The organism is Teichococcus aestuarii (genome assembly GCF_003116135.1).
Classification (GTDB): domain Bacteria; phylum Pseudomonadota; class Alphaproteobacteria; order Acetobacterales; family Acetobacteraceae; genus Pseudoroseomonas; species Pseudoroseomonas aestuarii.
The window spans coordinates 1-24,198 of sequence record NZ_PDOA01000029.1; the positions used below are offsets into that span (position 1 = coordinate 1).

A 24,198-nucleotide genomic window follows, 5' to 3' on the forward strand; every position below is an offset into this window, starting at 1 on the left:
ATCTGTCGGGTAGCGCCGCCGCTCAAACGCTGCCTGCCGGGCACGGTGTTCCTTGGTCCACATCCAGCCCATCTGGCCACGCAGGGACGCCCAAACACCTCACCACCAGCATTCTCAAACAGGCAGTTAGTCAGGAAGTTATTGGCAGAGAAAATTCTGTACAGAATATCAAATTTACCAAAATTTTTACTATAACGACGGCTCATTGTCTATTTTGTCATATTAGCCTATTATAATTTCACTAAAATCATCTCATTCAAAATATTATCACGTGATCTTTTTAAATAGGGACCGGCACCAAGCGGCCGCTCCACCCCATAGGGGCGATTTGGTCATCAGGCAGGAAAACCTCTTGTGCATGACGTAACGGCTCCGAGAACTCGCGGCAGCCCGTTTGGAAAGCGGCGGACGGCCTTGAACTGAAGCAGCGGGACTGCGTGCTTGCAGGAGGGAGACGGAATTCCATCAAAGGCGCGACTCGAGGCCGATGTGCAGGATGGCGAATCCGCACATTCCCCGCCGATCAGGCGGGCGGCAGTTATCCACCGCAGCCGGGTTATCCCGGGGGATTTTGCGATGCGGCTGTGGGAGTTTGCGAGGGAATCCGGGTTATACCGTGGGGTTTTGCGAGCACTCCAATTAGTAAACAACTAGATCTTCCTAGATGTTTCATCGCAAAGTCCCACGCTTGCGACAGCCGGCCGAAACCGTCACTTTGCTTATTGATGAGATGGTAAATTTCGGAGCGAAGCCATGGCCGATGCAGCGAAGGGAGTGCGGCAACTCGTCCTGCTGCATGGCCGCGAGCAGGCCCGGACGCTGGCGGATCCTAGTGACCAGTCCCTGGTCAAGATTGCCAGCGAAGTGCTCGGAGATGAAAGCGGCCAGAAAGGCTACAGCTATTCCGGTCTGTGTCTGACCTCTCTGCCGCACCGGAAGCCCGGCGACGATGAAGCCTGGATCCGCACCGTCGGGCCCTTGACGCTGATCATTGAGCCCGGCCGGATCGTGATGGGCGACGGCCAGCCGAAGCTCATGGGCGTGCCTTTCGGAGCGCGCGCCCGCCTGATCCTGATTTATCTCCAGACGCAGGCCGTGCTGACCGACAGCCGCGAGGTAAGCCTTGGCCGCTCGATGCGTGAGTGGATGAAAAGGCTCGGCTTAGCAGTCGGCGGGGAGACGGCCTCGACGCTGCGCGAGCAGGCACGGCGCATTGCGACCTGCTCCATGCGCTTCTCATGGCAGACAGAGCCCAGCAAGTCCGGCCGTCCCACGATGATGACCAACGAGCGCATCATCAAGTCCGGCTTGTTCTTCCAGGAGGGTACAGGGGATGACCGGCAAGGCAGCCTGTTCGAGGATCGGGTGCTGCTGGACTCCGACTTCTTCGATCAGTTGCGCCGCCATCCGGTACCTCTGCAGGACGCGGCTATCCGGCAGTTGAAGGACAGCGCCGCAGCTCTCGATATCTATGTCTGGCTGGCCTACCGGCTGCACCACCTCAACAAGCGCACCCCGATCGGCTGGAAGGACCTGCACCAGCAGTTTGGGGGCAGTTACAAGAACCTGTTTCAGTTCAAGCCACGCTTCCTCGCTTCGCTAGCCGAGGCTGTGGCGGCCTACCCGGAGGCCCGGGTAGACGTCGAGGATACGCACATTGTGCTGCACCCGAGCCCCCCTCCTATACGCAAGCTTGCCTGACCCACGGGGCGTGGGGCTTTGCGATAAGCATGGAAGAGCGACTTCAACGCCTTGGCCACGGCCCGGGCGCTTCTTTGTAAAGAACGCGCCATCGCAAAACCCCACACCCTGCGTAGCCGCTCTAGATGCGCCGTAACGGTAAGGTCCAGGCCAGCAAGGCGTTCATGACGGCAAAGGCTGCCACCGCCATGAAGGCGATGCTGAAGCCGGCGTCGATCCGTGCCACTGTCGTGGCGCGTATCGCGTCCGGCAGGGCGGCCAGGGCAGCGGGGCCGTGCCGCACCATGTCGGCGAAGACCGCGGCGGCCGCGCTGTCCTGGCCGAGGATCGCGAACAAAGCGCCGATCACGACCGTGACGCCTGCTGCCGAGCCGACCGAACGCGACAGTTGTACCGAGGCTGCCGCCGCTCCCAGCATGGCAGGCGGTGCCAGCGCCTGAGCCGTGACCTGCGCCACCGGCATCGCCGAGCCTTGGAACACCGCGACAAGGGCAAGCATCGCCGGCAACCCCCAAGGGCCCAGCACCGCGCCGGCCTGATGATGTCCGAAGGCGACCAGCAGCAAACCCAGTGCTGCCGCCGTTTGTCCGACCGCGGGGAAGATCGCCAAGCGTCCAGTACGGGTCACGAGCCATCCTGTTACCAGCGAGCCCATCCCGACCGTTGCCGTCAGTGGCAGCATCAGCAAGCCGATCTGAGCCGCCGAAGCGCCATCCACCGCCTGCAGGTGGATCGGCAGAAGGGTCACCTCGCTGACCAGCAGGGCGCCCGAGCAGACGGCCATGGCGTTGGCACGCCACATGGCCGGACGCCGCAGCATCTCCAGCGGGAACAAGGGCTGCACCGCCCGCTGTTCGAACCGCAGGAGGAGCACCAGGCAGAGCAGCGACACGCCGAGGCTGGCGGCGGTCCCCACCAGTGTCGCGGCGTCGACTGGCTGCACCTGTTCCAGCGCCAGCAGCAGAGGCACTACGAAGCCGGCGAACAGCAGCAGGCCTGGCCAGTCGAAGCTACCCCGCGTCCTCCGGACGGGATGGACCGGCAGGCGCAGCGCCAGCAGCATGGCCAGTGCGCCCAGGGGCAGGTTGATGAGGAACACCGAGGGCCAGCCGAAGAACTGCGTCAGCACGCCGCCCGCCACGGGGCCAAAGGTGGAGGAGACCACGATCACCGCGGCCAGTATGCCCTGCGCACGGCCGAGCTGGCGCCGTGGCACGTTCTCGCCAAGCAGCGCCTGGGACAGCACCATCAGCCCCCCGCCGCCGAAGCCCTGCAGCACTCGCGCCGCTGTCAGCGACAGGATGCCTTGTGCCAAGGCGCACAGCACCGAGGCCACCACAAATAGCACCAGCGCCACGAGCAGCAGGCGCCGCCGTCCGAAGGCGTCGCCAAGCCGCCCATACACCGGGGCCGCCACAGTGCTGGCAACCAGGTAGGATGCCACCACCCAGGACACCCGCTCCACGTCGCCGAAGGCTCCGGCCATGGCGGGAAGGGCCGCTGCCACGATGGTGCCATCCACCACGGCGAGAAAGATGGGCAGCAGTATGGGCGGGAAGATCCGCCACAAGGAAGGCCATGCCGGCTCCTCGGCGGAGGCTGGCGTGTCGGGGACAGCGTCGGACGTCATCAGGGCAAGGTGAACCAGACCCGGGCCTTTGGCCAGCAGCCTGGCGTGACCGCTCATCGCATCCCTGCCTCAGAGCAGCCAGGCCGGCTCCGGCCCTGTCCGCCATTATGAGGAACGGCAGCCAGGCGTTCATTTTCCACCGGACGCCAGCATGATGAGGCTGTTCATCGAGGGTGAAGGGGGCAAGGTTCGGCCGGGAGCGGACTGGCAGGCTCAGGGGTTTAGCCGGATAGAAGCGGACGTCTGACTTCGGATATTCGACCGCTGGGTTCGGTCCATTGCCACCTCCCGTTCCCTGGCTGTCCCCCTCCCCTGGTAAGGGCGGCACCGGCTTCTCCAGGAAGGATCGAGAAGCGGGAATAGCTGGCTCCCCCGGCCATGGAAGAGGCTCGTGCCGCCCATCAGCCGAGCTTCGGGAGCTTGGATGCTCCCGGACTGATCAGAATCGCGTCCACAATGATCCCGAAGATATGGTCGGAGCGGGACGCAAGCGCGGGTTGATCGGCTACCCAAGAAAGCGCGCCGACGAACGCGAACAGGTCGGCGCCGTCCATATCGGCACGGGCTTCCTTTGCGGCCTGTGCCCGGCCGAGGAGACGCGTACCGGCAGCCTTCATTGCAACACATGACGCATGGAGCGCCGACGTCTCGTCCTCGATCGCGGCCACCATCGACTTGATCGCGCCACTGTAATTGCTCGCCACTGCCACCGTCTCGCGCAGCCAGGTCACCAGAGCTGCACCGGGCGTGTCCGATGCCTCCAGGTCGCCTGCCCGCACCGTCAGCGCGTCGAAGCTGCTGCGGAGGAGGGCCTCCAACAGCGCCTCACGGGTCGGGAAGTGCCGGTAGAGCGTACCGAGCCCCACCCCGGCCGTGCGCGCAATGTCGCGCAAAGAGGCATCCGCCCCTCCCGCGGACAGGAGGTCGCGTGCGACCGCCAGGAGATGATCATGATTCTTCTTCGCGTCGGCGCGCATGGCTCTCCGGCTTGACAAACGGATCACTGCTCCGAATATGCGGGACAGTGCTCCACATAGATGGCTTATCTGGAGCGAAGGAGACAGCCATGTCTACAGGGACAATGAAGCCGGCCAGGCTACACGAGTTTGGCGGCCCCGGCGTGCTCCGCTACGAGGATGCGCCCCGACCTGCCGCAGCACCCGGCGAGGTGCTGGTTCGCGCCCATGCCGCCGGCCTGAATCCCCCCGATTGGTATCTGCGGGACGGTTACCGCGCCCTGCCTCCGGAGTGGCGGCCTGACCCCTCCTTTCCCCTTATCCCTGGTACGGATGTGTCGGGCATTGTCGAGGCGGTTGCCGACGACGTGAGGGGCTTCAACCTCGGCGACGAAGTTTACGCGATGGTGCGCTTTCCCGAGAACCTGATGAAGGGCAGTGGCGCCTACGCTGAATACGTCAGCATTCCAGCACCGGAGCTGGCGCTCAAGCCGGTGGGCATCGACCATGTCCACGCGGCCGGCGCGCCCATGTCGCTGCTCACGGCATGGCAGTTCCTGATCGAGCTGGGCCACGATGAGCCGAACCCGTTCCAGTCCTTCCGGCATGAGCCGGTGCCGCTCCAGGGCAAGACGGTTCTCGTCAACGGCGCCAGTGGCGGCGTTGGGCACCTGGCCGTCCAATTGGCGAAGTGGAAGGGGGCACGCGTTATTGCCGTGGCGTCCAGCAGGAATGAGGCGTTGCTGCGCGACCTCGGCGCCGATCAGTTCATCGATTACACCACGACAGCGGCCGAGGAGGTCGTGTGTGATGTGGACCTCGTTCTCGATGCGGTCGGCGGTGCGAAAATGGGCCGCTTCCTGCACGCCGTGAAGCGAGGCGGAGCCCTGTTCCTGGTCAATCCGCTCGGCTTCATTGATCACGAGGAAGCTGAGACGCTGGGGGTCACGGTTTCATCGACACAGGTCCGCTCGAACGGCGCGCAATTGGCGGAAGCCGCTCGCCTGCTCGCCAACGGTACCGTCCGCGTAATCGTGGACAGCACATACCCGCTGTCTGATGTCTCACGGGCGCATGAATGTGCCACCAGCGGCAGCATTCAGGGCAAAATCGTCCTCACGATGGACTGACCATCAAGAGCTTGGGCCCGGATTGTCGGCAGCGCCGATAGGGCCTGGAAGCCCGATGTTCCAGGTGGAAGTGCCCTGAAAGGTCGAGCAAAAAGGCTTATGCAAGACCTGAAATGGCTGGAGACCTTTGTCTGGGTTGTGGAGCTGGGTGGGTTCCGGGCCGCCGCCGCCCGGCTCAACACCACGCAGCCCTCGGTCTCGGCCCGTATCGACCAGCTGGAGCGGCAACTCGGCGTTACCCTCTTCAGCCAGGGAAGCCGTCGCCGTGAGCTGACCCGCGAGGGGCTGGTGGTGCTGGACTATGCCCGGCGCATGCTGGAGTTGCAGCAGGAACTGCAGGAGGCCATCCGGCAGCCCAATGCCGTCCGTGGCGTGCTGAGGATCGGCGTGGCCGAAACCCTGGTGCACAGCCTGATGCCCCGGCTGCTGGAATCGATCGGCGCCAGCTACCCGCAGGTGGTGCTCGACCTGATGGTGGACACCACGAACATTCTCTCCGACCAGCTTCGGCAGGGCGAGATCGATATCAGCATGCAGGTGGGCCCCGTGGCTGACCCGCGCGCCGTCAGCCGCCGGCTCTGCCATTTTCCGCTGGGTTGGGTGGCGAGCCCGGCCTTGCCACTGCGGGAAGGCCCTCTGCCGCTGGCGGAGCTGACACGATGGCCGGTGATCAGCTTTTCCCACAACAGCCCTTTGGCGGCGGAGATCCAGCGCGCCCTGGCGGCGAGCGGCACGCCCGATGTCCGGCTTTGGGGCAGCGCCTCGCTGACCCTCATGGTCCGCATGGCTCAGGATGGCGCGGGCTGCTGCATTCTGCCGCTGGCGGTCTTGCGCCGGGAAATCGCGGCCGGCCTGCTGCGGGTGCTGGAGGTGACCGATGTCGTGCTGCCGCGCAACGCCTTCTATGTCAGCTACCTGCGCAGACCCGACAACTTCCTGGCCGCCATGGTGGCGGAGCGGGCCTCGGCCATCGGCGGAGAACTGGAAAAAGCGGCGCAAGGTGATCAGGAATCCTGATCGAAGTTATCCAGAATGACGATTCGACAGCGGCCCGAAACCGCCGCCTAATCGCCCGAAATCCGGAGCCGCAGGAGACATGCGGCCCGGAAGCGGCCGGCAAGCCGGCAGGGGAACGCTTGTCGCCCGGAAGCCTTCTCAAAAGAACAGAGGCTCCGCGATCATGTTCAAGACCTTGCTGGCTGGCGGCCTGGCCGCGGCCGCCCTGTCTCTGCCGCTTCCCGCCCAGGCACAGTCGCCGCTGCCGCCCGGGCTGAAGCTCAGCATCGCCGCCGTGACGCAGCCGGTGCCGACCAACCCGCAATACACCACCGTCGACCTGCCGATCCTGCGGGACGGGTTGCAGAAGGCCTCGGGCGGCCAGATCACGGTCCAGGTCAGCAGCCATGCCGAGCGCAACCTCGGCGGCAGCGAGATCGTCCGGCTGGTCCGCTCGGGGCAGGTGGAGATCGGCGCCGGCACCCTCTCCACCCTCTCGGGCGATGTGCCGATCCTCGATGGCATCGATCTCTCCGGCCTCAGCCCGGATATCGGCCAGGCCCGGCGCATCGCCGAGGCCATGCTGCCGCTCGCCAACAAGGAGCTGGAGCGCTTCAACACCCGGCTGGTGGTGGTCTATCCGTTTCCGGCGCAGGTGCTGTTCTGCCGCAGCGCCTTCACCAGCCTGGCCGATCTGCGGGGGCGCAAGATCCGCACCTTCGGCAACTCGCTGGTCGACCTGGTGCAGAAGATCGGTGCGCTGCCGGTCAGCATCGGCTTCCCCGAGGTCTACAGCGCCCTGGAGCGCGGCGTGGTCGACTGCGCCGTGACGGGCACCGGCAGCGGCGCCGCCGCCCGCTGGCCGGAGGTCTCCTCGCACATCTCCGATCTGCCGCTCTCCTGGGCGGTGGCCGGCTACATGGTCAACCTCTCCTGGTGGAACCGTCTGGACCCCGCCGCCCGCGCCCTGCTGGAAGACACCTTCGCCCGGATGACCGACGCGCTCTGGACCCTGGGCGATGCCGCCACGCGCGATGGCATCGACTGCAACACGGGCAATGCCGCGGCCTGCAGGATCCACAGCCTCGCGCCGCGCCCGATGACCGAGGTCAAGGCCACCGAGGCCGACCGCGCCCTGGTGCGCGAGGCGATGCAGACCACGGTGCTGCCGGGCTTCGTCAAGCGTTGCGGCGCGCGCTGCGGCGAGATCTACAACCGGATGATCGCGCCGATCTCCAAGGTGGAGTACCGGCCGTGACGGCGCGGGCCGGGGCCGCCGCCCCGGCGCCGCTGCGGCTGGCGCGGGGCCTGCGCGCGGGGCTGGACCGGGCCGGGCGGCTCATGGCCTACCTCGCCGGCTGGAACTACATCCTCTGCGCCCTTTTCATCACCGCCGACATCGTCGGGCGCACCGCCTTCGGCGTCTCCAGCGCCGCGACGGTGGAGATCACCGGCTACATGCTGGCCTGCGGCATCTCCTGGTCGCTGGCGCATACCCTGGCGGCGCGGGCGCATATCCGGGTGGATGTGCTGGTCAACCGCCTGCCGTTGCGGCCGCGCGCCACGCTGCATGTGCTGGCGCTGCTGCTGCTGGGCGGCTTCGCGGCATTCCTGGCCTGGGCCGGCTGGTCGCTGCTCGACGAATCGCTGCTGTTCGACGCGCATGACAACAGCGCCCTGCACATCCCGCTGGCCCTGCCGCAGGGCATCTGGGCCTTCGGCCTGCTGGTCTTCCTGCTGATGATCGCGGCGCTGCTGCTGGAGGCGGCGCTGACGCTGCTCTGCGGCCGCTTCGGCGAGGCGGATGCGCTGCTCGGCTCCCGCAGCATCGACGACGAGGCCGGCGAGGCGCTGGAGGCGGTGGCCATGGCGCGGAAGGGGCAGGCCGCATGATCGCGCTGGTCTTCCTCCTGGGCCTTCTGGGGCTGCTGTTCTTCGCCGCCGCCAGTGGCGGCCCGGCTCTGCCGCTGGCCGAGATCATGGGCCTCGTCGCGGTCTTCCTGGTGTTCTTCGGCGCCGGCGTGCACATCGCGGCGGTGCTGGGCATCCTGGCGGTGCTCACCGGGCTGCTGTTCTCCGACCGCCCCTTCTGGCTGTTCGCGGGCCAGACCTTCTGGGGCCCCTCCAGCAATTTCGTGCTGATCGCGGTGCCGCTCTTCCTGCTGATGGGCGAGATCCTGCTGCGCGCCGGGCTGTCGGACCGGCTCTACCGGGCGCTGAACGTCTGGCTCAACCGCCTGCCGGGCGGGCTGCTGCACACCAACATCGCCTCCTGCGCCCTGTTCTCGGCCATCTCCGGCTCCTCCGTCGCCACGGCGGCCACCATGGGCTCGGTCGCGCTGCCCTATTTCGAGGGCACGAGATACAGCCAGCGCATGGTGCTGGGCTCGCTGGCGGCGGGCGGCGCCATGGGCAACCTGATCCCGCCCGGCATCACCTTTATCGTCTATGGCCTGATCACCGAGACCTCGGTGGGCGCGCTCTACATCGCGGCGCTGGGGCCGAGCCTGCTGGTCACGGCGCTGTTCGTGGCCGTCATCGTGCTGCACGGGTTGCGCAACCCGATGGAGCGCCCGCTGCAGGTGCCGATCGGCCTGAAGCTGCGCGCCCTGGGCGGCCTGGTGCCGACCCTGCTGCTGATGCTGCTGGTGCTGGGCTCCATCTATGGCGGCTACGCCACGCCCACCGAGGCGGCGGCGCTCGGCGTGGTCGGCGCCGCGGGCTTCGCCGCCTTCGAGGGCAAGCTCTCCTGGCGCATGCTGAACGCCTCCGCCGAGGCCACGGCGCGCAACACGGCGCTGCTCGGCCTGATCATCCTGGGCGCCTACCTGCTGAACTACGTGCTGACCCTGATCAACGTGCCGCAGGCGGTGGCCGGGCTGATCGGCGGGCTGCCGGTGCCGCCCTGGGTCATCATGCTGGCCATCATCGGCATGTACTTCGCCCTCGGCACCTTCATGGAGGGCTTCTCCATGATCATCACCACGGTGCCGGTCGTGTTCCCCATCGTCGTCGGCCTGGGCTACGACCCGATCTGGTTCGGCGTCGTCGTCACCATGCTGGTCGAGATCGCCCAGATCAGCCCGCCGGACGGCACGGTGATGTACGTGCTGCAGGGCATGCGCCCGCGCGGCGGGCCGATCACCGATGTCTTCGCCGGCGTCATGCCCTTCCTGCTGGCCTATCTGCTGGCCGTCGGCCTGCTGATGGTCTGGCCCGGCATCGCCCTGTGGCTGCCGGCGATGATGGGCTGAGCGCCGCCATGACCCTCCCTCCCGATTTCGCTCCCGGAGCCTCCGTGTCCACAGATCCCTTCATCCGCGTCGGCATCGACATCGGCGGCACCTTCACCGACCTGCAGATCCTGGACGAGCGCCACGGCACGCTGCACAGCCTGAAGACGCCGACCACGCCCGAGGACCCCTCCATCGGCCTGCTCGCCGGGCTGGAGCAGGCGGCGGCGCAGTTCGGCTTCGCCCTGCCGGATATCCGGCTGCTGCTGCACGGCACCACCATCGCCACCAACGCGGTGCTGGAGCGGCGCCTGGCGCGCGGCGTGCTGCTGACCACCGCCGGCTTCGAGGACGTGCTGGAGATCGGCCGCCACGCCCGGCGGGACATCTATGCCGCCCGCCAGCGCCGCCCGGCGCCGCTGATCCCGCGCGACCGCCGCTTCGGCGTGCCCGAGCGGATGCGCGCCGACGGGACCGCCGAGCGGGTGCTGGACCATGCTGCGCTGGAACCGCTGGCCGCGCGGATCGAGGCGGCGGGGGCCGAGGCCGTCGCCGTCACGCTGCTGCATGCCTATGTGAACGGCGCGCATGAGGCGATGCTGGGCGAATGGCTGGCCCGCCGCTTCCCCGGCCTGCCGGTCTCGCTCTCCTCCGACATCAGCCCCGAGATCCGCGAGTATGAGCGCAGCTCCACCACGGTGCTGAACGCGCTGCTGATGCCGGTGGTGGGCCATTATCTCGGCCAGCTCTCGGCCCGCCTGCGGGCGGCGGGGCTGCGGGCGCGGCTGCTGCTGGTGCAGTCCAACAGCGGCGTCTGCTCGCCCGAGGTGGCGGCGCGCCAGCCGGCACGGCTGCTGCTCTCCGGCCCCTCGGGCGGGGCGCTGGCCACGCTGCGCATGGCGGAGGCGCTGGAGCGGCCCAACCTGCTCGGCGTCGACATGGGCGGCACCAGCTTCGATGTCTGTGTCGTGCGCGAGGGCGCGGTGACGCAGATGACCCAGGGCGAGATCGATGAGCTGCCGGTGCGCCTGCCGATGATCGAGATCCGCACCATCGGCTCCGGCGGCGGCTCCATCGCGGCGATCGACGAGGCGGGGCGGCTGCGCGTCGGTCCGCGCAGCGCCGGCTCCCGCCCCGGCCCCGTCTGCTACGGCCGCGGCGGCACCGAGCCCACCGTGACCGACGCCAATCTGGTGATGGGCCGGCTGGACCCGCGCTATTTCCTGGGCGGCCGCATGGCGCTCGACCTCGACGGCGCGCGGGAGGCGATCCGCGCCCGGCTCGGCGCGCCGCTCGGCCTCGGGCCGGAGGCGGCGGTGGAAGGCATGATGACCGTCACCAACACCAGCCTGGCCACCGCCGCGCGGCTCAGCCTGTTCGAGAAGGGGCTGGACCCGCGCGATTTCAGCCTGCTCTCCTTCGGCGGCGCCGGCGGGCTGCACGCCATCCCGGTGGCCGAGGAGCTGGGCATCGGCGAGGTGGTCTTCCCGGCCGATGCCTCCACCTTCTCCGCCTATGGCATCCTGCACTCCAACATCGTGCACGACCTGGCGCGCAGCCGGGTGATCCCCGCCACGGCGGCGAGCCTGGACTTCATCGGCGCCACCCTGGCGGAGTTGCGCGCGCGCGGCGCCGCCCTGCTGGAGGAGGATGGCGTGCCGGCAGACCAGCGCCGCACCGCCGTCTCGGCCGACCTGCGCTACAAGGGCCAGGCTTCGGAGCTGGTGGTGCCCTGGCCGGAGGCGGCGGCGGATGAGGAAGCTCTGGCCCGCGTGCTGGCCGCCTTCCATGAGAGCCACCAGGCCCGCTTCTCCTACGCCAATCCGGACGCCCCGGTGGAGCTGGTGGCGCTGCGCCTCTCGGCCACCGGCCTGCTGCCCGCCGGCGCGATCCGCCGCGGCGAGGCCGCCGCCGCGCCGCCCGCCGCCGAGACGCGCCCCGTGCTGCTGGACGGGCGCTGGCAGCCGGTGGCCGTGCACCGCCGCGCCGCCATCACGGGCGAGACCTCCGGCCCGGCGCTGATCGAGGAGGACTACACCACCATCCTGCTGAGCGCCGGCTGGCGCTGCGCGCCCGGCCCGGAGGGCACGCTGATCGCGCGCAGGATGCCGCAGGGAGACGCCGCATGAACGCCACACCTCCACCCACGCCCACTCTCGGCCCCGTGACGCTCGAGGTGCTGCGCAACGCCTTCACCGCCGTGGCGGCGGAGATGGATGTCACCGTCTGGCGCACCAGCCGCTCCACCATCGTGCGCGAGATGCTGGATTATTCCACGGCGGTGTTCGACGCGGAGGGCTACAACGTCGCCCAGTCCGCCCGCATCCCCGGCCACCTGAACTCGATGAGCGCCGGCCTGCTCACCATCATCCGCGACTTCCTGCCGCTGGAGGCATGGGACGAGGGCGATGTGGTGATCACCAACGACCCCTATTGCGGCGGCCAGCACATCCCCGACATCCTGGCCTTCCGGCCGGTGGTGGTCGGTGGCCGGCGCATCGCCATCGTCGGCACGCTCTGCCACCATCTGGACATGGGCGGCATGGCCGCCGGCAGCTACGCCGCCACGGCCACCGAGATCTTCCAGGAGGGGCTGCGCATCCCGCCGCTGAAGCTGGTGCGTGCCGGCGTGATGAACGAGGACGTGCTGGCGATGATGCGCCAGAATGTCCGCCGCCCGGACATGCTGTGGGGCGACCTCCAGGCGCAGCTCGCCTCCCTCGCGGTGGGAGAGGGGACGATGCAGCGCCTCGCCGCCCGCTTCGGCGCCGCCACCATCCTGGAGGCCTGCCGCCAGCTGCTGGACGGATCGGAGCGCGCCATGCGCGCGATGATCGGCCGCATCCCCGACGGGCGCTACAGCTTCGAGGATTTCCTCGATGATGACGGCATCCTGCCCGACCCCATCCGCATCCACGCCGCCATCGAGGTGCGGGGCGAGGAGATGGTGGTGGACCTCTCCGGCTGCGGCCGGCAGGCGGCGGGGCCGGTGAACGCCACGCTGGCTTCCTCCGGCTCGGCGGTGGCCTATGCCGTGCTGGCCGTGGCCGACAGCGACATTCCCGCCAATGCCGGCTGCTACCGGCCGGTGCGCATCATCGCGCCGGAGGGCAGCATCGTGCATGCCAGCCACCCCGCGCCGGTGGCCAACCGCGTGGCCGTGGCGCACCGGCTGGCCACCACCATGTTCGGCGCGCTGCACCAGGCGGTGCCGGGGCGTGTGCCGGCGGCCTATTACGGCGTCTCCTATGTCTGCTCCTTCCAGACCATCGGCGAGGATGGCGCGCGCGGCGTGCTGGTCGAGATTGAGATCGGCGGCACCGGCGCCTATCACGACCAGGACGGGCTGAACGCCTGGGCCTACGGCATGCACAACAACGCCTCCATCCCTGTCGAGATGATCGAGGCCGAGGTGCCGCTGACCCTGACGGGCTATGGCCTGCTGGATGGCTCGGGCGGCGCCGGGCGGCATCGCGGCGGGCTCGGCCTGTTCCGCGAATGGCGGGTGGACAGCGCCGCGGCGGTCTTCACCGCCAATCTGGAACGCTTCAAGTTCCGCCCCTATGGGCTGGAGGGCGGCGAGCCGGGCAGCGCCGGCGCGCTCTACCTGATCCGCGATGGCGAATGGCGGCCATTGCCCTCCAAGGTGAACAACCTGCCGTTGCGGCGGGGCGATACCATCCGGCTGGAGACCTCGGGCGGCGGCGGCTACGGCCCGCCGGGGGAGCGCGGCGCGGCAGAGCGGGCGAACGACGCTGCCTGCCGCTATGTGCGCCCTCCCAGTGCCGCCGCCGCGGCTGGCTGAGGGCGCCGGCGTCGGCCAGATGCGTGACATGCTGGCCCGCCGCTGAGCGGAGCATGGAGGCCCCGTCTCTGGCTCGACGCCACCCACATGAAGGTTCGCGACGGCAACCGTGGCGCGATCATCGCCCCTGCGGTCAATGAGGGCGGCAAGCGCGTGGTGCCCCGTGCTGTCCCCTGAACCGCCCCGCGTCCGTCCGGGGCAAGGGTGTCAGGCTGCCCGCCATGGTCGCCTGACCCATTTCCAGCATCTCCAAGGACTGACGCTTGTGGACCCTCCAGCAGCACACAACCGCCGGGCCTGACGCGCCTGCAGCAGCGGCGCAAGGATTGCGGACACGGCGCCGAAAGCATCGGTCCGGTGCGTCCGCAGGAAGGCGGCGCGTGCAGGCCGGTGGGCGGGCCGAGGCAACGTTGCGCCGGCCGGCTGAAGGCCGGAGGGTTCTTCATTGACACGGCCAGAACTCTCCAACACCATTACTCAATATGAAAGTATCGCTGGTCAATACGGTCTTGGGTAACCTGTTGGCCGGTCTTTCCCTTGAGGTTGCTCTGCTCTGCTCTGGTCAGCGGCCGTGCTCTGGAGAAGCGGAGCCTGTTCCGCACCTTTTGCCCGCGCAGCGCCAGGCCTGAATTTGGGCCTCATCTGAAGAGGATATGCAGATTGCCCCGCCACATCGCCTGCCTCTCCTATGATTTCGATACCTGGTCTGGCTTCGCGGCGCGCGGCATGATGACGCCAACCCCGATCTCACGTGGAGAGTTCGGGGTGGTCGGTGCCGGACGCATCCTGGACCTGCTGGCCAGCCGCGGGATCAAGGGCAGCTGGTACATCCCCGGCGTCGTCATCGAGACCTACCCGGAAGCCTGCGAGCGCGTGGTGGCGGGAGGGCACGAGATAGGCCACCACGGCTGGAGCCACATTCCGCCCGCCGAGCTTCCGCCGCAGCAGGAAGCCGAGGAGTTCGCCCGCGCCGTGGAGTCCATCCGGCGCCTGACGGGGCAGGGCCCGGCCGGCTACCGGTCCCCTGCCTGGGACCTCAGCGCACAGAGCATCGACCTCATGATCCAACATGGATGCCGCTACGACAGCAGCATGATGGGCCATGACTGCGAGCCCTACTTCGCCCGCCGCGGCGACAAGGTCGCGGTCGATGCGCCGCTGGCGTTTGGCGAGACGACGGATCTGGTCGAGGTGCCGATCAGCTGGTCGCTCGACGACCACCCGCATTTCGAGTTCTTCCGCACCGCGGCGGGCATCATGCCCGGCCTGGCCAATGCCGATGCGGTCCTGGCGAATTGGCTGGCGGATTTCGAGTACATGTGCCGCACCACGGAGTGGGGCGTCCTGGTCTACACGTTTCATCCCTATGTCAGCGGCCGTGGCCACCGGATGCTGATGATGGAGAAGCTGATCGACGGCCTTGGCAGAATGGGCGCCGATTTCCTGACCCTGGACCAGGTCCAGCAGGAGTTCCGCGCCCGGCAGGGTGGCCAAGCCGCCTCGCCCTCCCCGCTGCCGCGCTGATGACGGGAAAAACGCCGTGACCGAACAACGACGCCTTTCCGGCCGCGTGGCCATTGTCACGGGCGCCGCCGGCGGCATCGGCGCCGCGACGGCGGCGCGCCTTGCACGAGATGGCGCGCGGGTCGTCCTCGCCGACCGATCGGCGGATGTGGAAGGCGTTGCACGCGGGCTCGGCGGTGTGGCCGTCTCGCTGGATGTCAATGAAAAGGGCGCCGGCGGACGTCTCGCGGCGGCGGCGCTGGATGCCTTCGGGCGGCTGGACATCCTGGTGAACAACGCGGGCATCGGCGGCAGCCGGACGCTCGAAGAGTCGGATGACGAGCTGATCGACCGCTTCGTCGACATCAACCTGAAGGCGGTTCTGCGCGTGACGCGGGACTGCCTGCCGCATCTGGCCCGCCCGGGCGGGCGAATCATCAACCTGTCCTCGATCTTCGGGCTCGTCGGCTACCCAGGCACGGCGGCCTATGCCGTTGCCAAGGCCGGGGTGGCGCAGCTGACCCGGCAGCTGGCCTGCGACCTCGGGCCGGAGGGCATCCTGGTCAATGCCATCGCCCCGGGCGTGATCGAGACGGCGATGACCGCCGGTCACCTGAAGAATCCGCGTTACGTTGCGAACATGCTGGCGCCCACACCGCTGCGCCGTGCAGGGCGCCCTGAGGAGATCGCCTCCGTCGCCGCCTTTCTTGCTTCGGATGATGCCTCCTTCGTCACGGGGCAGGTGCTGGTGGTCGATGGCGGATGGCTGACCGCCCGCGCGGCCCCCGCGGCGACCGGCTCCTGAGCCCGTTTGACCGCAATGCCTTCATCAGCAGGAGCAGAGACATGAGGCGTCGTACATTCCTCGCGGCCGGCGCGGCGACCCTCGCCGCGCCCTCGCTCGGCCTCGCGCAGCAGAGCAAGGTGTTGCGCTTCATCCCGCAGACCGACCTCAGCTTTCTCGATCCCGTCTTCAGCCTGGCCTATGCGACGCGAAACCATGGCTACATGGTCTTCGACATGCTCTACGGGCAGGACAGCAACTTCCGTGCCTCGCCGCAGATGGCGGAAGGGCATGTCATGGAACAGGAGGGCCGCCTCTGGCGGCTGACCCTGCGTGACGGGCTCACATGGCACGATGGCGAGAAGGTCCTGGCACGGGACTGCGTGGCGAGCATCCGGCGGTGGGGTGCGCGCGATCCCTTCGGCCAGGCGCTGCTCGCCGCGACGGACGAGCTTTCGGCGCCGGACGACAAGACCATCCGGTTCCGCATGAAGCACGCCTTCCCGCTGCTGCCCGAGGCGCTTGGCAAGCTGCCGCCGCTGCTGCCGGTCATGATGCCGGAACGTCTGGCCAAGACCGACCCTTTCACCCAGGTGACCGAGATGGTGGGATCCGGTCCCTTTCGCTTCGTCCCCGGCGAGCGCGTCTCCGGCGCACGGGCGGTCTATGAGCGGTTCCAGGGCTATGTGCCGCGCGGTTCGGGCACGGCCGACGGCACGGCGGGCCCTAAGGTGGTGCATGTGGACAGGGTGGAATGGACCACCATCCCCGAAGCCTCCACCGCCGCCGCCGCCCTGCGGGCGGGCGAGCAGGACTGGCTCGAATTCGCGGCCAACGACATGCTTCCGCTGCTGAAGCGCATGCGCAATGTCCGGGTCGCGGTGCAGGAGCAGGCCGGCATGATGTGTTTCATGCGGCTGAACCACCTGCACGCGCCCTTCAACAATCCGGGCATCCGCCGCGCGTTGCTGGGCGCTTTCGAACAGTCCGATTACATGATGGCCGTGGCGGGCGACGACCAGGCCATGTGGAAGGCGCCTGTCGGCTTCTTCACTCCTGGTACGCCGATGGCCAGCGACGAGGGCATGGGCGTGTTCCAGGGCCCGCGCGACTACGCCAAGGTGAAGCGGGAGCTGGAGGCTGCCGGCTACAAGGGCGAGAAGGTGGTTCTGCTGGGCGCCACGGACCCCACCTTCATCCACGGACTCAGCGAGGTCGCCGCGGACATGCTGCGGAAATGCGGCATGAACGTTGACTATCAGCTTTCTGACTGGGGCACGCTGACGGCACGCCGCTCGAGCCGCGAGCCGGTCGAGAATGGCGGCTGGAGCTGCTACATGACCGCCCTGACGGGCGTGGACATGACCAATCCGGCACTGAGCGCGCCGCTGCGCGGCAATGGCGACAGGGCGATGGCAGGCTGGCCGGACCTGCCGGAGGTGGAGAGCCTTGTCGGCAGATGGTTTGCGGCGTCAGGGCTCGCGGAACAGCAGCGCATTGCCGCGCGGCTTCAGGCACAGGCCTTCCAAGATGTACCCTATATTCCGGCCGGGCAGTTCCTGCAGGCGGCGGCTTATCGGAGCAACCTGGAAGGCGTGCTGCGCGGCTTTCCGCTGTTCTGGAACGTCCGCAAAACCTGACGGGAAGGGGTGGATAGGTCCCCCCCATCCCCAGCACAGCAGGGTGGAGGCCGGGCGGCGGCGCCATAGCGGGCCTGCTCCTGGCGCCCTGGCCTCACGCCAGAACGGGCGCGGCCCTCGCGCCGCCAGTCACTGCTTCGGAGCAGGTCCAAAGGACGTCCATAGCCGGCGCCTGGGCGATATACATCGCCTTTCAAGACCTGCCCTGCAGTGCCTCGGGGCAGATGAGGGAGCAGGCGAGCGCGGCGAAGGCATGGTGGATGTCAATCCTGCGCTCGTAGCGTATGGCGAGGCGGCGGAAACGGTTGACCATGCGAAGGTGCGCTCGATGACCAATCGGGGCTTGCCCGGCCTCCGGCAGCTTTCGATGCGGCGGCGGCAGGCGCGGCCCCAGCCGATGCGGCCCGCATGGCGCAGGCGCCGCAGCAACCCATGCTGCAGCCGGCCCCACGATAGCGACCGGGACAACCAATACGTTGCGATCCAGCACGCAGAGCGCCTGCTCACGCCGATATCGGCCCTCCGTCGGCAGCGCCGGCGACTCTCCCATGACAATGCGTCTGCCGAAACCGTCATCGGCCTGTCCAAGACCGAGGTGATCCGCCGACGCGGCCCTTGGCGCAACATGGAGGCCGTCGCGCTCGCCACCCTCGAATGGGTGGACTGGTCGGTCACCGCCGCCTCCTCGGGCCGATCGGCGGCACCGCGCCGGCCAAGGCTGAGGCGCGCTACTATGCTGCCCGGCAGGAGATTGCGCTGGCAGCCCGCCTCAAGCCCATCGGCCTCCGGCAGGCACGGGCCGGTTCAATCCGGCCTGGCTTTGTCCCGCCTGACTTTGTCCCGCCTGGCTTTGTCGGGCTGCGCGCCCTGACGGGGCGCGCTCCGGCCCGGGCGCATCACCCGGTCAAGCAGTTCGGCCGCGGTAGCCAACATGCCCGCGACGTCCTGGCTCTCGCGGCGTAGAACCAGCCGCTTCCCTTTCCGCTCCAGTGGCGGTTCAGCATGAGGAAGCGCATTCCGAAAGCTCGCGGCGGCGGCGCTGGGGCCCACCTTGAGTTCCGAGACGCCGGCACGACGGCAGCGCAGCCGCAGCCGCGCCAGCGACAGAAGGTTCTCCACCGGTTCCGGCAGCGGGCCGAAGCGGTCCGTGATCTCGCCGGAAAAATCCTCCAGCGCATGCTCCGGCCCGCCTCTGTTTCCCTGGCGCAGGATCTCGCCCAGCCGCGCGTGCAGTTCCACCCGCAGCGCCTCCTCCTCCACATAGCTTTCCGGGATGAAGGCAGGCACGTCCGCCACCAGGCGCGGCGTCCAGTCCTCCGGAACCTTCTCCCCCTGGGCCGCGCGTAGGGCACGGCCCAGAAGGTGTTGGTACAGGTCCACGCCGATCAGTTTGAGGTGGCCCGCCTGGCTCTCGCCCAACAGGTCACCGGCACCGCGCAGATCCATGTCGCGGGAACTGATCGTGAAGCCGGCCCCGACCCGGTCGAAGGCTTCCAGGGTGCGCAGCCGCTTCAGGGTGGAAGGAGATGGCGGCTCCGCCGGGTCCGTCAGCAGATAGATCGTGCCGCGGTTCCGCCCGCGGCCTACGCGGCCGCGCAGCTGGTGCAACTGGCCCAGCCCGAAGCGGTCGGCGCGCCAGATCAGCATCGTGTTGGCGCGCGGCACGTCCAGCCCGGTTTCCACGATGTTGGTGCTCAGCAGCACGTCGGCCTCGCCGCCGGCGAAACGCAGGAGCGCGGCATCTGCCTCCGCCGCCGGCATGTCGCCATGCGCCTCGATGAGCGAAAGCTCGGGCAGCAGCCGCGTGATCCGCTCCTGCATCGCCGGCAGGTCCTCGATACGCGCGCACACCACGAAGCTCTGCCCGCCGCGCCGGTGCTCGCGCATCAGCGCCTGCCGCAGCACCGCGTCATCGAGCGCGACATGCGTGGTGCGGATCGGCTGACGCCGTGCCGGCGGCGTGGCGATGACGCTGAGATCCTGCAGCCCCACCAGCGCCAGCTGCAGGGTGCGTGGAATGGGCGTGGCGGTGAGGGCCATGAAATGCACGCCCTCGCCCAGGCGGCGCAGCGCCGCCTTCTGCGAGGCGCCGAAGCGCTGCTCCTCGTCCACGATCAACAGGGCGAGGTCCTTGAAGCGCACGCTCTTGGAGGCAAGCGCCTGCGTGCCGATGACGACGCGCACGGAGCCATCGGACAGCCCCGCCTTGACGGCGCGCGCCTCGGCCGGGGTGCTGAGGCGGGACAGCTGCTCCACCCGGATGCCCATGCCGGCGAAGCGCCGGCGGAAGCCCTCCAGATGCTGGCGGACCAGCACGGTGGTGGGCGCGAGCAGCGCCACCTGCCGGCCTGCCAGGGCGGCCGCCGCCGCCGCCCGCAGCGCCACCTCGGTCTTGCCGTAGCCGACATCGCCGCAGACCAGGCGGTCCATCGGCCGCCCCGAGGCGAGATCGGCCAGAACCGCGGCGATGGCATCCGCCTGGTCGATGGTGGGGATGAAGGGAAAGCGTGCCTCGAAATGGTTGAAGGGCGCACGGGGCGGGCGGAGCACGGGTGCCTTACGGGCGTCGCGCAGCCGTGCCAGCCTCGCCAGCTCGGCGGCCGCCTCGGCGATCTGCGCCTCCACCGTGGCGCGCCGCCGCGGCCAGGCCTCGCCATTCAGCCGGTCCAGCGTCAGGCCCTCGGCTTCCGCGCCGTAGCGCCACAACCGGTCCATCTCGTCGAGGGGCACGAGCTGCACATTGCCGCCGGCATATTCGAGCCGGAGGCAGTCCAGGCATGATCCGCCAACCTCCACCGTCTCGACGCCGCGCAGAATGCCCAGCCCGTGGTCGAGATGGATCACGGCGTTGCCCGGCTGCAGCCCCGCCCCGCTTCCGGGCAGGATGGTGGCGCGGTCCGGGCCATGCCCGCGCGCGGGTGCCGGCCGCACATCGCCAGGGGCGATGACGGCGACCTCGCCCTCCATGAAGCCGGCTTCCAGCGCTCCCGGGAGCAGCCCCATCGTGCCGGGTGGGGCGGTGCGCAGCTCCAGCCAGCCGGCGAGCGGCACGGGCGCTGCGCCGAGCCGCCGGACCGCCTGGCGGGCCAGGGCCCGGCCGCGCTTCCCCTCGCTTCCGGCCAGCGCCACCCTGCCGCCGGCCGCGTGCCGTTCTTCGACGAAGTCCAGAAAGGCCTCCGCGGGATCGTCGGCTTCCGCGAAGGCGGGCAGCGCGGCGTCGCTTTCCTCCCCGTCCGGTTGGGCGAGGGTGATCACCCGCCGTCCTTCCAGGGCGGCCGCCCAGCCTGCCTCGCCGAGGAAGAAGCGCCCCGGCTCCGGAAGCCGCCTTGCGTTCCCGGAGGCGGAGGCAAGGGCCAGGCGCGTGCGATAGGCGTCGGCCACCTCGGTCTCGCGCGCGCGGCGCAGCGCCTCCACCTCCGGGTCCAGCACCAGGGCCGCGCCCGGCAGCAGGTCGAGCGGTGCCGTCAGCCGCTCGTACAACTCCGGCAGGGCATGCTCCAGCCCCGGCCTGTGCTCCTCCTGCGTGTCATCGGGCAGAACGGCCTCGGAGGCGGGGGGGAGCAGGAGCTCGGCCGCATCCTCCGCGCTACGCTGGGTCAGGGGGTCGTAGCGGCGCATGGCCCTGACGCGCCCCTCGGCGTACTCCACGCGGCAGGGGAGGCTGCCGTCGCCCGGCGGAAACACGTCCAGCACGGCGCCGTGCAGCGCCACCTCGCCCGGCTCGTCCACCCGGTCGTCGAACAGGTAGCCCAGCTGTGCGAGACGCCGGCTGATCGCGTCCTCGTCGAAAGGATCGCCCGACCGCAGGGTCAGGCCCGCCGAAGCTTCCACCGGCGGGAGATACTGGCCCAGGGCCTCGACGCTCGCCACGAGCAGGCGCGGCCCGGCTGCGGGGCGGGAAAGGCGCGCCAGCATCGCCATGCGCGTTCCCATGACGGCCCGCGAGGGCGAGGCGCGGTCATAGGGCAGGCAGTCCCAGGCGGGCAGCAGCAGCGCCTCCAGCCCTGGCTCCAGGGCACGGACAGCCAGGGCGATGCGGCCGGCCCGTGCTTCGCTGCGAGATACGTAGACCACACCGGCCGCGCCGGCTTCCGTGGCGCGCTCAATCAACCATGCGGACAGCCGGCCATCTGGTTCCGATGCGATCATCGTCATTCTCGCCCCGTGCGTGAACTGCAGCTCCATCGGTGGTGGAACGCCGGCAGCGACGGTGAAAGGCAATGATTTCAGCGCATCTGCGATAGCGTCATGGTGAGCGAGGTGGTCCTGGTGCAAATCCATGACGGTGTTGATGGGATGCGGCGTCGCTGGGGCCTTGTTACGGAAGGCGCTTTTGGCCGGAAGGAGGCGGCCGGGCCAGGCTTGGGCGGATGGACCGGATGCCCTTGAGCAGGCGCTGCACGATTGGCGGCCGCTCCAGGGCACGAATCTCGTGCATCACAGCGGCTGCGGGGTCCAATACGTGGAGATCCGCTACAGCGAGCGGCTGGCCCAGGTCGGGATCGGAACCGTTGGCCGGCAGCACCGGCGACAGCGACGACCATGCGCTGTTGAGAGCGTCATCGGCCTGTTCAAGACGGGGGTCATCCGCCGCCGTGGCCCGTGGCGGGGCCTTGAGGGGATCTACTTCAACGACTATCCCGCCGGGATGGTGTTCAGCGGCGGCACGCAGGCTTCGGCCAAGGTCATGAGGCTGCTAGTCTATGTTCTGAAGGGCGGCTGGACAACCAGGGCAAGCAGGCGCTGATCGCGGGCGCGACCGAGATCCTTGGCCGCCATGCAGGTATCGGGGGCCGGATTCCGGCCTATGTGGTCATCCGGGAGGTGCCGGAAAGCAAGTGGGGCATCTCCGGCGCGGCCGTAAGCCTGGAGGCCCTTCGCGCATCGCCGAAGGGCGCGCCGCCTATCCAGGATGCGCCTTCGGAGCACCGCGGCCAGGCCGCCCAGGATGCCAGCCTCAATGGTCTGCCTTCTCGGACGCCACCAACCGCCGCCCCAGGCGTTTCACCGGAAGAAGGGAGTCTGCCATGAGCGAAACCAGCAAGCCTGCCCAACCCGCAACCGAGAAGGAGGAAAGCCTGGAAGAGCGCGCCCTCCGGATGGAGCAGCGACGGGTTGGGCCGGAGGATGAGGTGCGGAAGTCGCCGGAGGGGCCGGGCGCACAGGTCTCGCCCGATATCGAGCCTTCGGGAAGCTGAAGGAAAGCTCGCGCCTGGAAAGGAGCAGGCCTTGATCGTCTTCCTGGATTTCGAGGCCAGCGGCCTCGGCAAGCGGGGCTTTCCAATCGAGGTCGGCTGGGTGGGGGAGGACGGCATGGAGGAAGGCCATTTGATCCGCCCTGCCCCTGGGTGGGATGAATGGGATGCGCAGGCGGAGCGGATCCACGGCATCACGCGCGACCGGCTGCTGCGCGAGGGAGCGCCGCATGACGCCGTGGCCCGCCGCATGCTCGACGTCCTGTCGGGGCACCAGCTCTTCGCCTCTGCACCGTCCTGGGACGGCCAGTGGCTGAGCAAGTTGCTGCGCGCGGCCGGGCTGCCGCGCCATGCGCTGCGCCTGCGCGATACGGAGGAAGCACAGCGCGCCACGGCTCTTGCCGTGCTGGAGCGATCCTCCATGACGGCCGAAGCGCAGGCGCAGCAGGCCGAGGCCCTGCTGCAGGCGGCGCGGGCGGCCAAGGAGCGGCAGGGCACCCCGACGCACCGTGCGGTGGAGGATGCCCGGCAGGAGCTGCGGCTTTGGCAATCTGTCCGCCGCCAGGCAGAGCAGGCCGCCAGGCCCCTCGCCTGACCCATGCGCACCGACAACCCTGCCGGTTCAGGCCGCGCCGCCGGAGCGGGAGGCTTTCTGCTGCCCTGGCCCGCGCAGAACTGGATCGAGAGCCTGGCTCTGGGCTTCATGCAGCCCGCCGGCATGCGGCCCATCAGCTTTCTGCAGCCTGTGGGTGAAGCGGCGCTGGTGCCGGCGGACTCTGTGTCCTGGCAGATCTTCAAGAACCCCCTGGCTCTCTTCATCGGCGGCGTCGCGGCGGTCGTGCTGGAGCTGGCGGAGCCGCGTGTCCGGTCCGGCGTCTGGAATCACACCACGTTCCGCACCGAGCCGGTCCGGCGCCTACAAAGGACCGGGCTGGCCGCGATGGTGACGGTGTATGGTGCGCGCAGCGTGGCGGAGGAGATGATCGCCCAGATCCGGCAGGCGCATGAGCGTGTGCAGGGCGTGACAGAGGCCGGAGCCCCCTACAGCGCCGCAGACCCTGCCCTGCTGAACTGGGTCCAGGCCACCGCCTGCTACGGCTTCCTGGAAGCCTATTGCGCCTATGTGCGCCCGCTCTCCTTGCATGAGCGTGACTGTTTCCTGCGGGAGGCCGAGCCCGCCGCCGTGCTCTACGGTGCCTTGGGCGCGCCACGATCCCGCGCGGAGATGGTGGCGCAGTTCACGGCCATGCGCCCTTGTCTGGAGCCTTCCGGCATCCTCCGGGAGTTCCTGGGCATCATGCGGGGCGCGCCTGTCCTGCCCGCGCCCCTGCGTCCCTTGCAGCGGCTGATGGTACGCGCGGCCCTGGCCATCCTGCCGGGCTGGGTGCGTGGCACGCTCCTGCTCGATGGGCATCTGCGTCCCTGGGAGCAACGCCTGCTCCGTGCAGCGGGCGGCATGGCGGACCGGCTGGTCTTGCGCGGAGCTCCACCGGCCGAGGCCTGCCGCCGGCTGGGCCTGCCGGATCGCTATCTCTACGACGCGCCGCGCCCGGCGATTCTGCCGTCCTGCGGTTGGGATTTCTGATCTCGCCTACCTTGCCTCAGCCACTCTCTCCAGCCAGGAG

Annotated in this window: 19 protein-coding genes and 3 pseudogenes; 17 read left to right on the plus strand and 5 right to left on the minus strand. The window is 68.9% G+C overall.

Annotated elements, in window-relative coordinates; translation table 11 throughout:
- A partial coding sequence (locus CR165_RS25480) for a hypothetical protein (protein WP_219929832.1) occupies window positions 1-206 on the minus strand: 206 nt, incomplete at its 3' end.
- A gap of 547 nt (window positions 207-753) precedes the next feature.
- Between CR165_RS25480 and CR165_RS22265 the strand changes: the two genes are divergently transcribed.
- Window positions 754-1,701, plus strand: a complete 948-nt coding sequence (locus tag CR165_RS22265) for a replication protein RepA (protein WP_109519109.1) — start codon at window positions 754-756, stop codon at window positions 1,699-1,701.
- A gap of 121 nt (window positions 1,702-1,822) precedes the next feature.
- Here CR165_RS22265 and CR165_RS22270 read toward each other — a convergent pair whose 3' ends face one another.
- Together CR165_RS22270 and CR165_RS22275 are read right to left on the minus strand one after the other, a co-directional pair.
- Window positions 1,823-3,388 (minus strand): MFS transporter, encoded by a 1,566-nt coding sequence (locus CR165_RS22270; protein WP_109519110.1) that lies wholly within the window; start codon window positions 3,386-3,388, stop codon window positions 1,823-1,825.
- Window positions 3,389-3,732: 344 nt separating this feature from the next.
- Window positions 3,733-4,308 carry a TetR/AcrR family transcriptional regulator gene (locus CR165_RS22275; RefSeq protein WP_109519111.1) on the minus strand — a complete coding sequence of 192 codons (576 nt, stop codon included), beginning with the start codon at window positions 4,306-4,308 and terminating at the stop codon, window positions 3,733-3,735.
- 89 nt (window positions 4,309-4,397) lie between these two features.
- On the opposite strand from CR165_RS22275, the gene CR165_RS22280 reads away from it, so the two are divergent.
- The 10 genes from CR165_RS22280 to CR165_RS22325 all read left to right on the plus strand — a co-directional run bounded on the left by CR165_RS22280 (window position 4,398) and on the right by CR165_RS22325 (window position 17,378).
- Complete coding sequence (locus tag CR165_RS22280) at window positions 4,398-5,417, plus strand: NADP-dependent oxidoreductase (RefSeq protein WP_109519112.1); 1,020 nt, start codon at window positions 4,398-4,400, stop codon at window positions 5,415-5,417.
- A gap of 99 nt (window positions 5,418-5,516) precedes the next feature.
- Window positions 5,517-6,434: a LysR family transcriptional regulator gene (locus CR165_RS22285; protein ID WP_109519113.1), complete on the plus strand. Its 918-nt coding sequence runs from the start codon at window positions 5,517-5,519 to the stop codon at window positions 6,432-6,434.
- 163 nt (window positions 6,435-6,597) lie between these two features.
- Window positions 6,598-7,671, plus strand: coding sequence for a TRAP transporter substrate-binding protein (locus CR165_RS22290; protein ID WP_181378306.1), 1,074 nt, complete (start codon window positions 6,598-6,600; stop codon window positions 7,669-7,671).
- The gene (locus CR165_RS22295; protein WP_109519115.1) at window positions 7,668-8,306 is read left to right on the plus strand and encodes a TRAP transporter small permease subunit; all 639 of its coding nucleotides are present in this window, start codon (window positions 7,668-7,670) and stop codon (window positions 8,304-8,306) included. Before CR165_RS22290 ends, CR165_RS22295 begins: the two co-directional genes overlap by 4 nt.
- Window positions 8,303-9,667 carry a TRAP transporter large permease gene (locus CR165_RS22300; protein ID WP_109519116.1) on the plus strand — a complete coding sequence of 455 codons (1,365 nt, stop codon included), beginning with the start codon at window positions 8,303-8,305 and terminating at the stop codon, window positions 9,665-9,667. The genes CR165_RS22295 and CR165_RS22300 overlap by 4 nt, the downstream gene beginning before the upstream one ends.
- 44 nt (window positions 9,668-9,711) lie before the next feature.
- On the plus strand, window positions 9,712-11,775 hold the full coding sequence (locus CR165_RS22305) for a hydantoinase/oxoprolinase family protein (RefSeq protein WP_109519133.1): 2,064 nt from the start codon (window positions 9,712-9,714) through the stop codon (window positions 11,773-11,775).
- Entirely contained in the window at window positions 11,772-13,451 is a 1,680-nt protein-coding gene (locus tag CR165_RS22310) for a hydantoinase B/oxoprolinase family protein (RefSeq protein ID WP_109519117.1), read from the plus strand. Before CR165_RS22305 ends, CR165_RS22310 begins: the two co-directional genes overlap by 4 nt.
- Window positions 13,452-14,111: 660 nt before the next feature.
- Complete coding sequence (locus CR165_RS22315; RefSeq protein WP_109519118.1) at window positions 14,112-14,975, plus strand: polysaccharide deacetylase family protein; 864 nt, start codon at window positions 14,112-14,114, stop codon at window positions 14,973-14,975.
- A 16-nt stretch (window positions 14,976-14,991) separates the two neighbouring features.
- The gene (locus tag CR165_RS22320) at window positions 14,992-15,759 is read left to right on the plus strand and encodes an SDR family NAD(P)-dependent oxidoreductase (RefSeq protein WP_109519119.1); all 768 of its coding nucleotides are present in this window, start codon (window positions 14,992-14,994) and stop codon (window positions 15,757-15,759) included.
- A gap of 41 nt (window positions 15,760-15,800) precedes the next feature.
- A complete protein-coding gene (locus CR165_RS22325) occupies window positions 15,801-17,378 on the plus strand; it encodes an ABC transporter substrate-binding protein (RefSeq protein WP_109519120.1) in 1,578 nt (525 codons plus the stop codon).
- A 193-nt stretch (window positions 17,379-17,571) separates the two neighbouring features.
- Here CR165_RS22325 and CR165_RS25845 read toward each other — a convergent pair.
- Window positions 17,572-17,765: pseudogene (locus tag CR165_RS25845) on the minus strand (transposase); the annotation flags it as partial.
- Between the two features lie 10 nt (window positions 17,766-17,775).
- On the opposite strand from CR165_RS25845, the pseudogene CR165_RS25850 reads away from it, so the two are divergent.
- Window positions 17,776-18,143: pseudogene (locus CR165_RS25850) on the plus strand (IS3 family transposase); the annotation flags it as partial.
- Window positions 18,144-18,182: 39 nt separating this feature from the next.
- Here CR165_RS25850 and CR165_RS22330 read toward each other — a convergent pair.
- Window positions 18,183-21,488 carry a DEAD/DEAH box helicase gene (locus tag CR165_RS22330; RefSeq protein ID WP_181378307.1) on the minus strand — a complete coding sequence of 1,102 codons (3,306 nt, stop codon included), beginning with the start codon at window positions 21,486-21,488 and terminating at the stop codon, window positions 18,183-18,185.
- Window positions 21,489-21,756: 268 nt separating this feature from the next.
- Between CR165_RS22330 and CR165_RS25855 the strand changes: the two are divergent.
- The 5 genes and pseudogenes from CR165_RS25855 to CR165_RS22350 all read left to right on the plus strand — a co-directional run.
- A pseudogene (locus tag CR165_RS25855) lies at window positions 21,757-22,008 on the plus strand (IS3 family transposase); the annotation flags it as partial.
- 134 nt (window positions 22,009-22,142) lie between these two features.
- Window positions 22,143-22,409: a hypothetical protein gene (locus CR165_RS26175; RefSeq protein ID WP_367604296.1), complete on the plus strand. Its 267-nt coding sequence runs from the start codon at window positions 22,143-22,145 to the stop codon at window positions 22,407-22,409.
- Entirely contained in the window at window positions 22,406-22,576 is a 171-nt protein-coding gene (locus CR165_RS25240) for a hypothetical protein (RefSeq protein ID WP_181378308.1), read from the plus strand. Before CR165_RS26175 ends, CR165_RS25240 begins: the two co-directional genes overlap by 4 nt.
- A gap of 31 nt (window positions 22,577-22,607) precedes the next feature.
- Entirely contained in the window at window positions 22,608-23,168 is a 561-nt protein-coding gene (locus CR165_RS22345; protein ID WP_109519124.1) for a 3'-5' exonuclease, read from the plus strand.
- 3 nt (window positions 23,169-23,171) lie between these two features.
- Window positions 23,172-24,158: an oxygenase MpaB family protein gene (locus CR165_RS22350; RefSeq protein ID WP_219929833.1), complete on the plus strand. Its 987-nt coding sequence runs from the start codon at window positions 23,172-23,174 to the stop codon at window positions 24,156-24,158.
- Window positions 24,159-24,198: the final 40 nt, after the last annotated feature.

Bases quoted from the DNA above. Each gene is read 5' to 3' on its own strand.
- CR165_RS22350 (WP_219929833.1), top strand. From the start codon at position 23,172: ATGCGCACCGACAACCCTGCCGGTTCAGGCCGCGCCGCCGGAGCGGGA.
- CR165_RS22310 (WP_109519117.1), top strand. From the start codon at position 11,772: ATGAACGCCACACCTCCACCCACGCCCACTCTCGGCCCCGTGACGCTC.
- CR165_RS22325 (WP_109519120.1), top strand. From the start codon at position 15,801: ATGAGGCGTCGTACATTCCTCGCGGCCGGCGCGGCGACCCTCGCCGCG.
- CR165_RS25240 (WP_181378308.1), top strand. From the start codon at position 22,406: ATGAGCGAAACCAGCAAGCCTGCCCAACCCGCAACCGAGAAGGAGGAA.
- CR165_RS22290 (WP_181378306.1), top strand. From the start codon at position 6,598: ATGTTCAAGACCTTGCTGGCTGGCGGCCTGGCCGCGGCCGCCCTGTCT.
- CR165_RS22265 (WP_109519109.1), top strand. From the start codon at position 754: ATGGCCGATGCAGCGAAGGGAGTGCGGCAACTCGTCCTGCTGCATGGC.
- CR165_RS22285 (WP_109519113.1), top strand. From the start codon at position 5,517: ATGCAAGACCTGAAATGGCTGGAGACCTTTGTCTGGGTTGTGGAGCTG.
- CR165_RS22280 (WP_109519112.1), top strand. From the start codon at position 4,398: ATGTCTACAGGGACAATGAAGCCGGCCAGGCTACACGAGTTTGGCGGC.
- CR165_RS22300 (WP_109519116.1), top strand. From the start codon at position 8,303: ATGATCGCGCTGGTCTTCCTCCTGGGCCTTCTGGGGCTGCTGTTCTTC.
- CR165_RS22270 (WP_109519110.1), bottom strand. From the start codon at position 3,388: ATGAGCGGTCACGCCAGGCTGCTGGCCAAAGGCCCGGGTCTGGTTCAC.
- CR165_RS22275 (WP_109519111.1), bottom strand. From the start codon at position 4,308: ATGCGCGCCGACGCGAAGAAGAATCATGATCATCTCCTGGCGGTCGCA.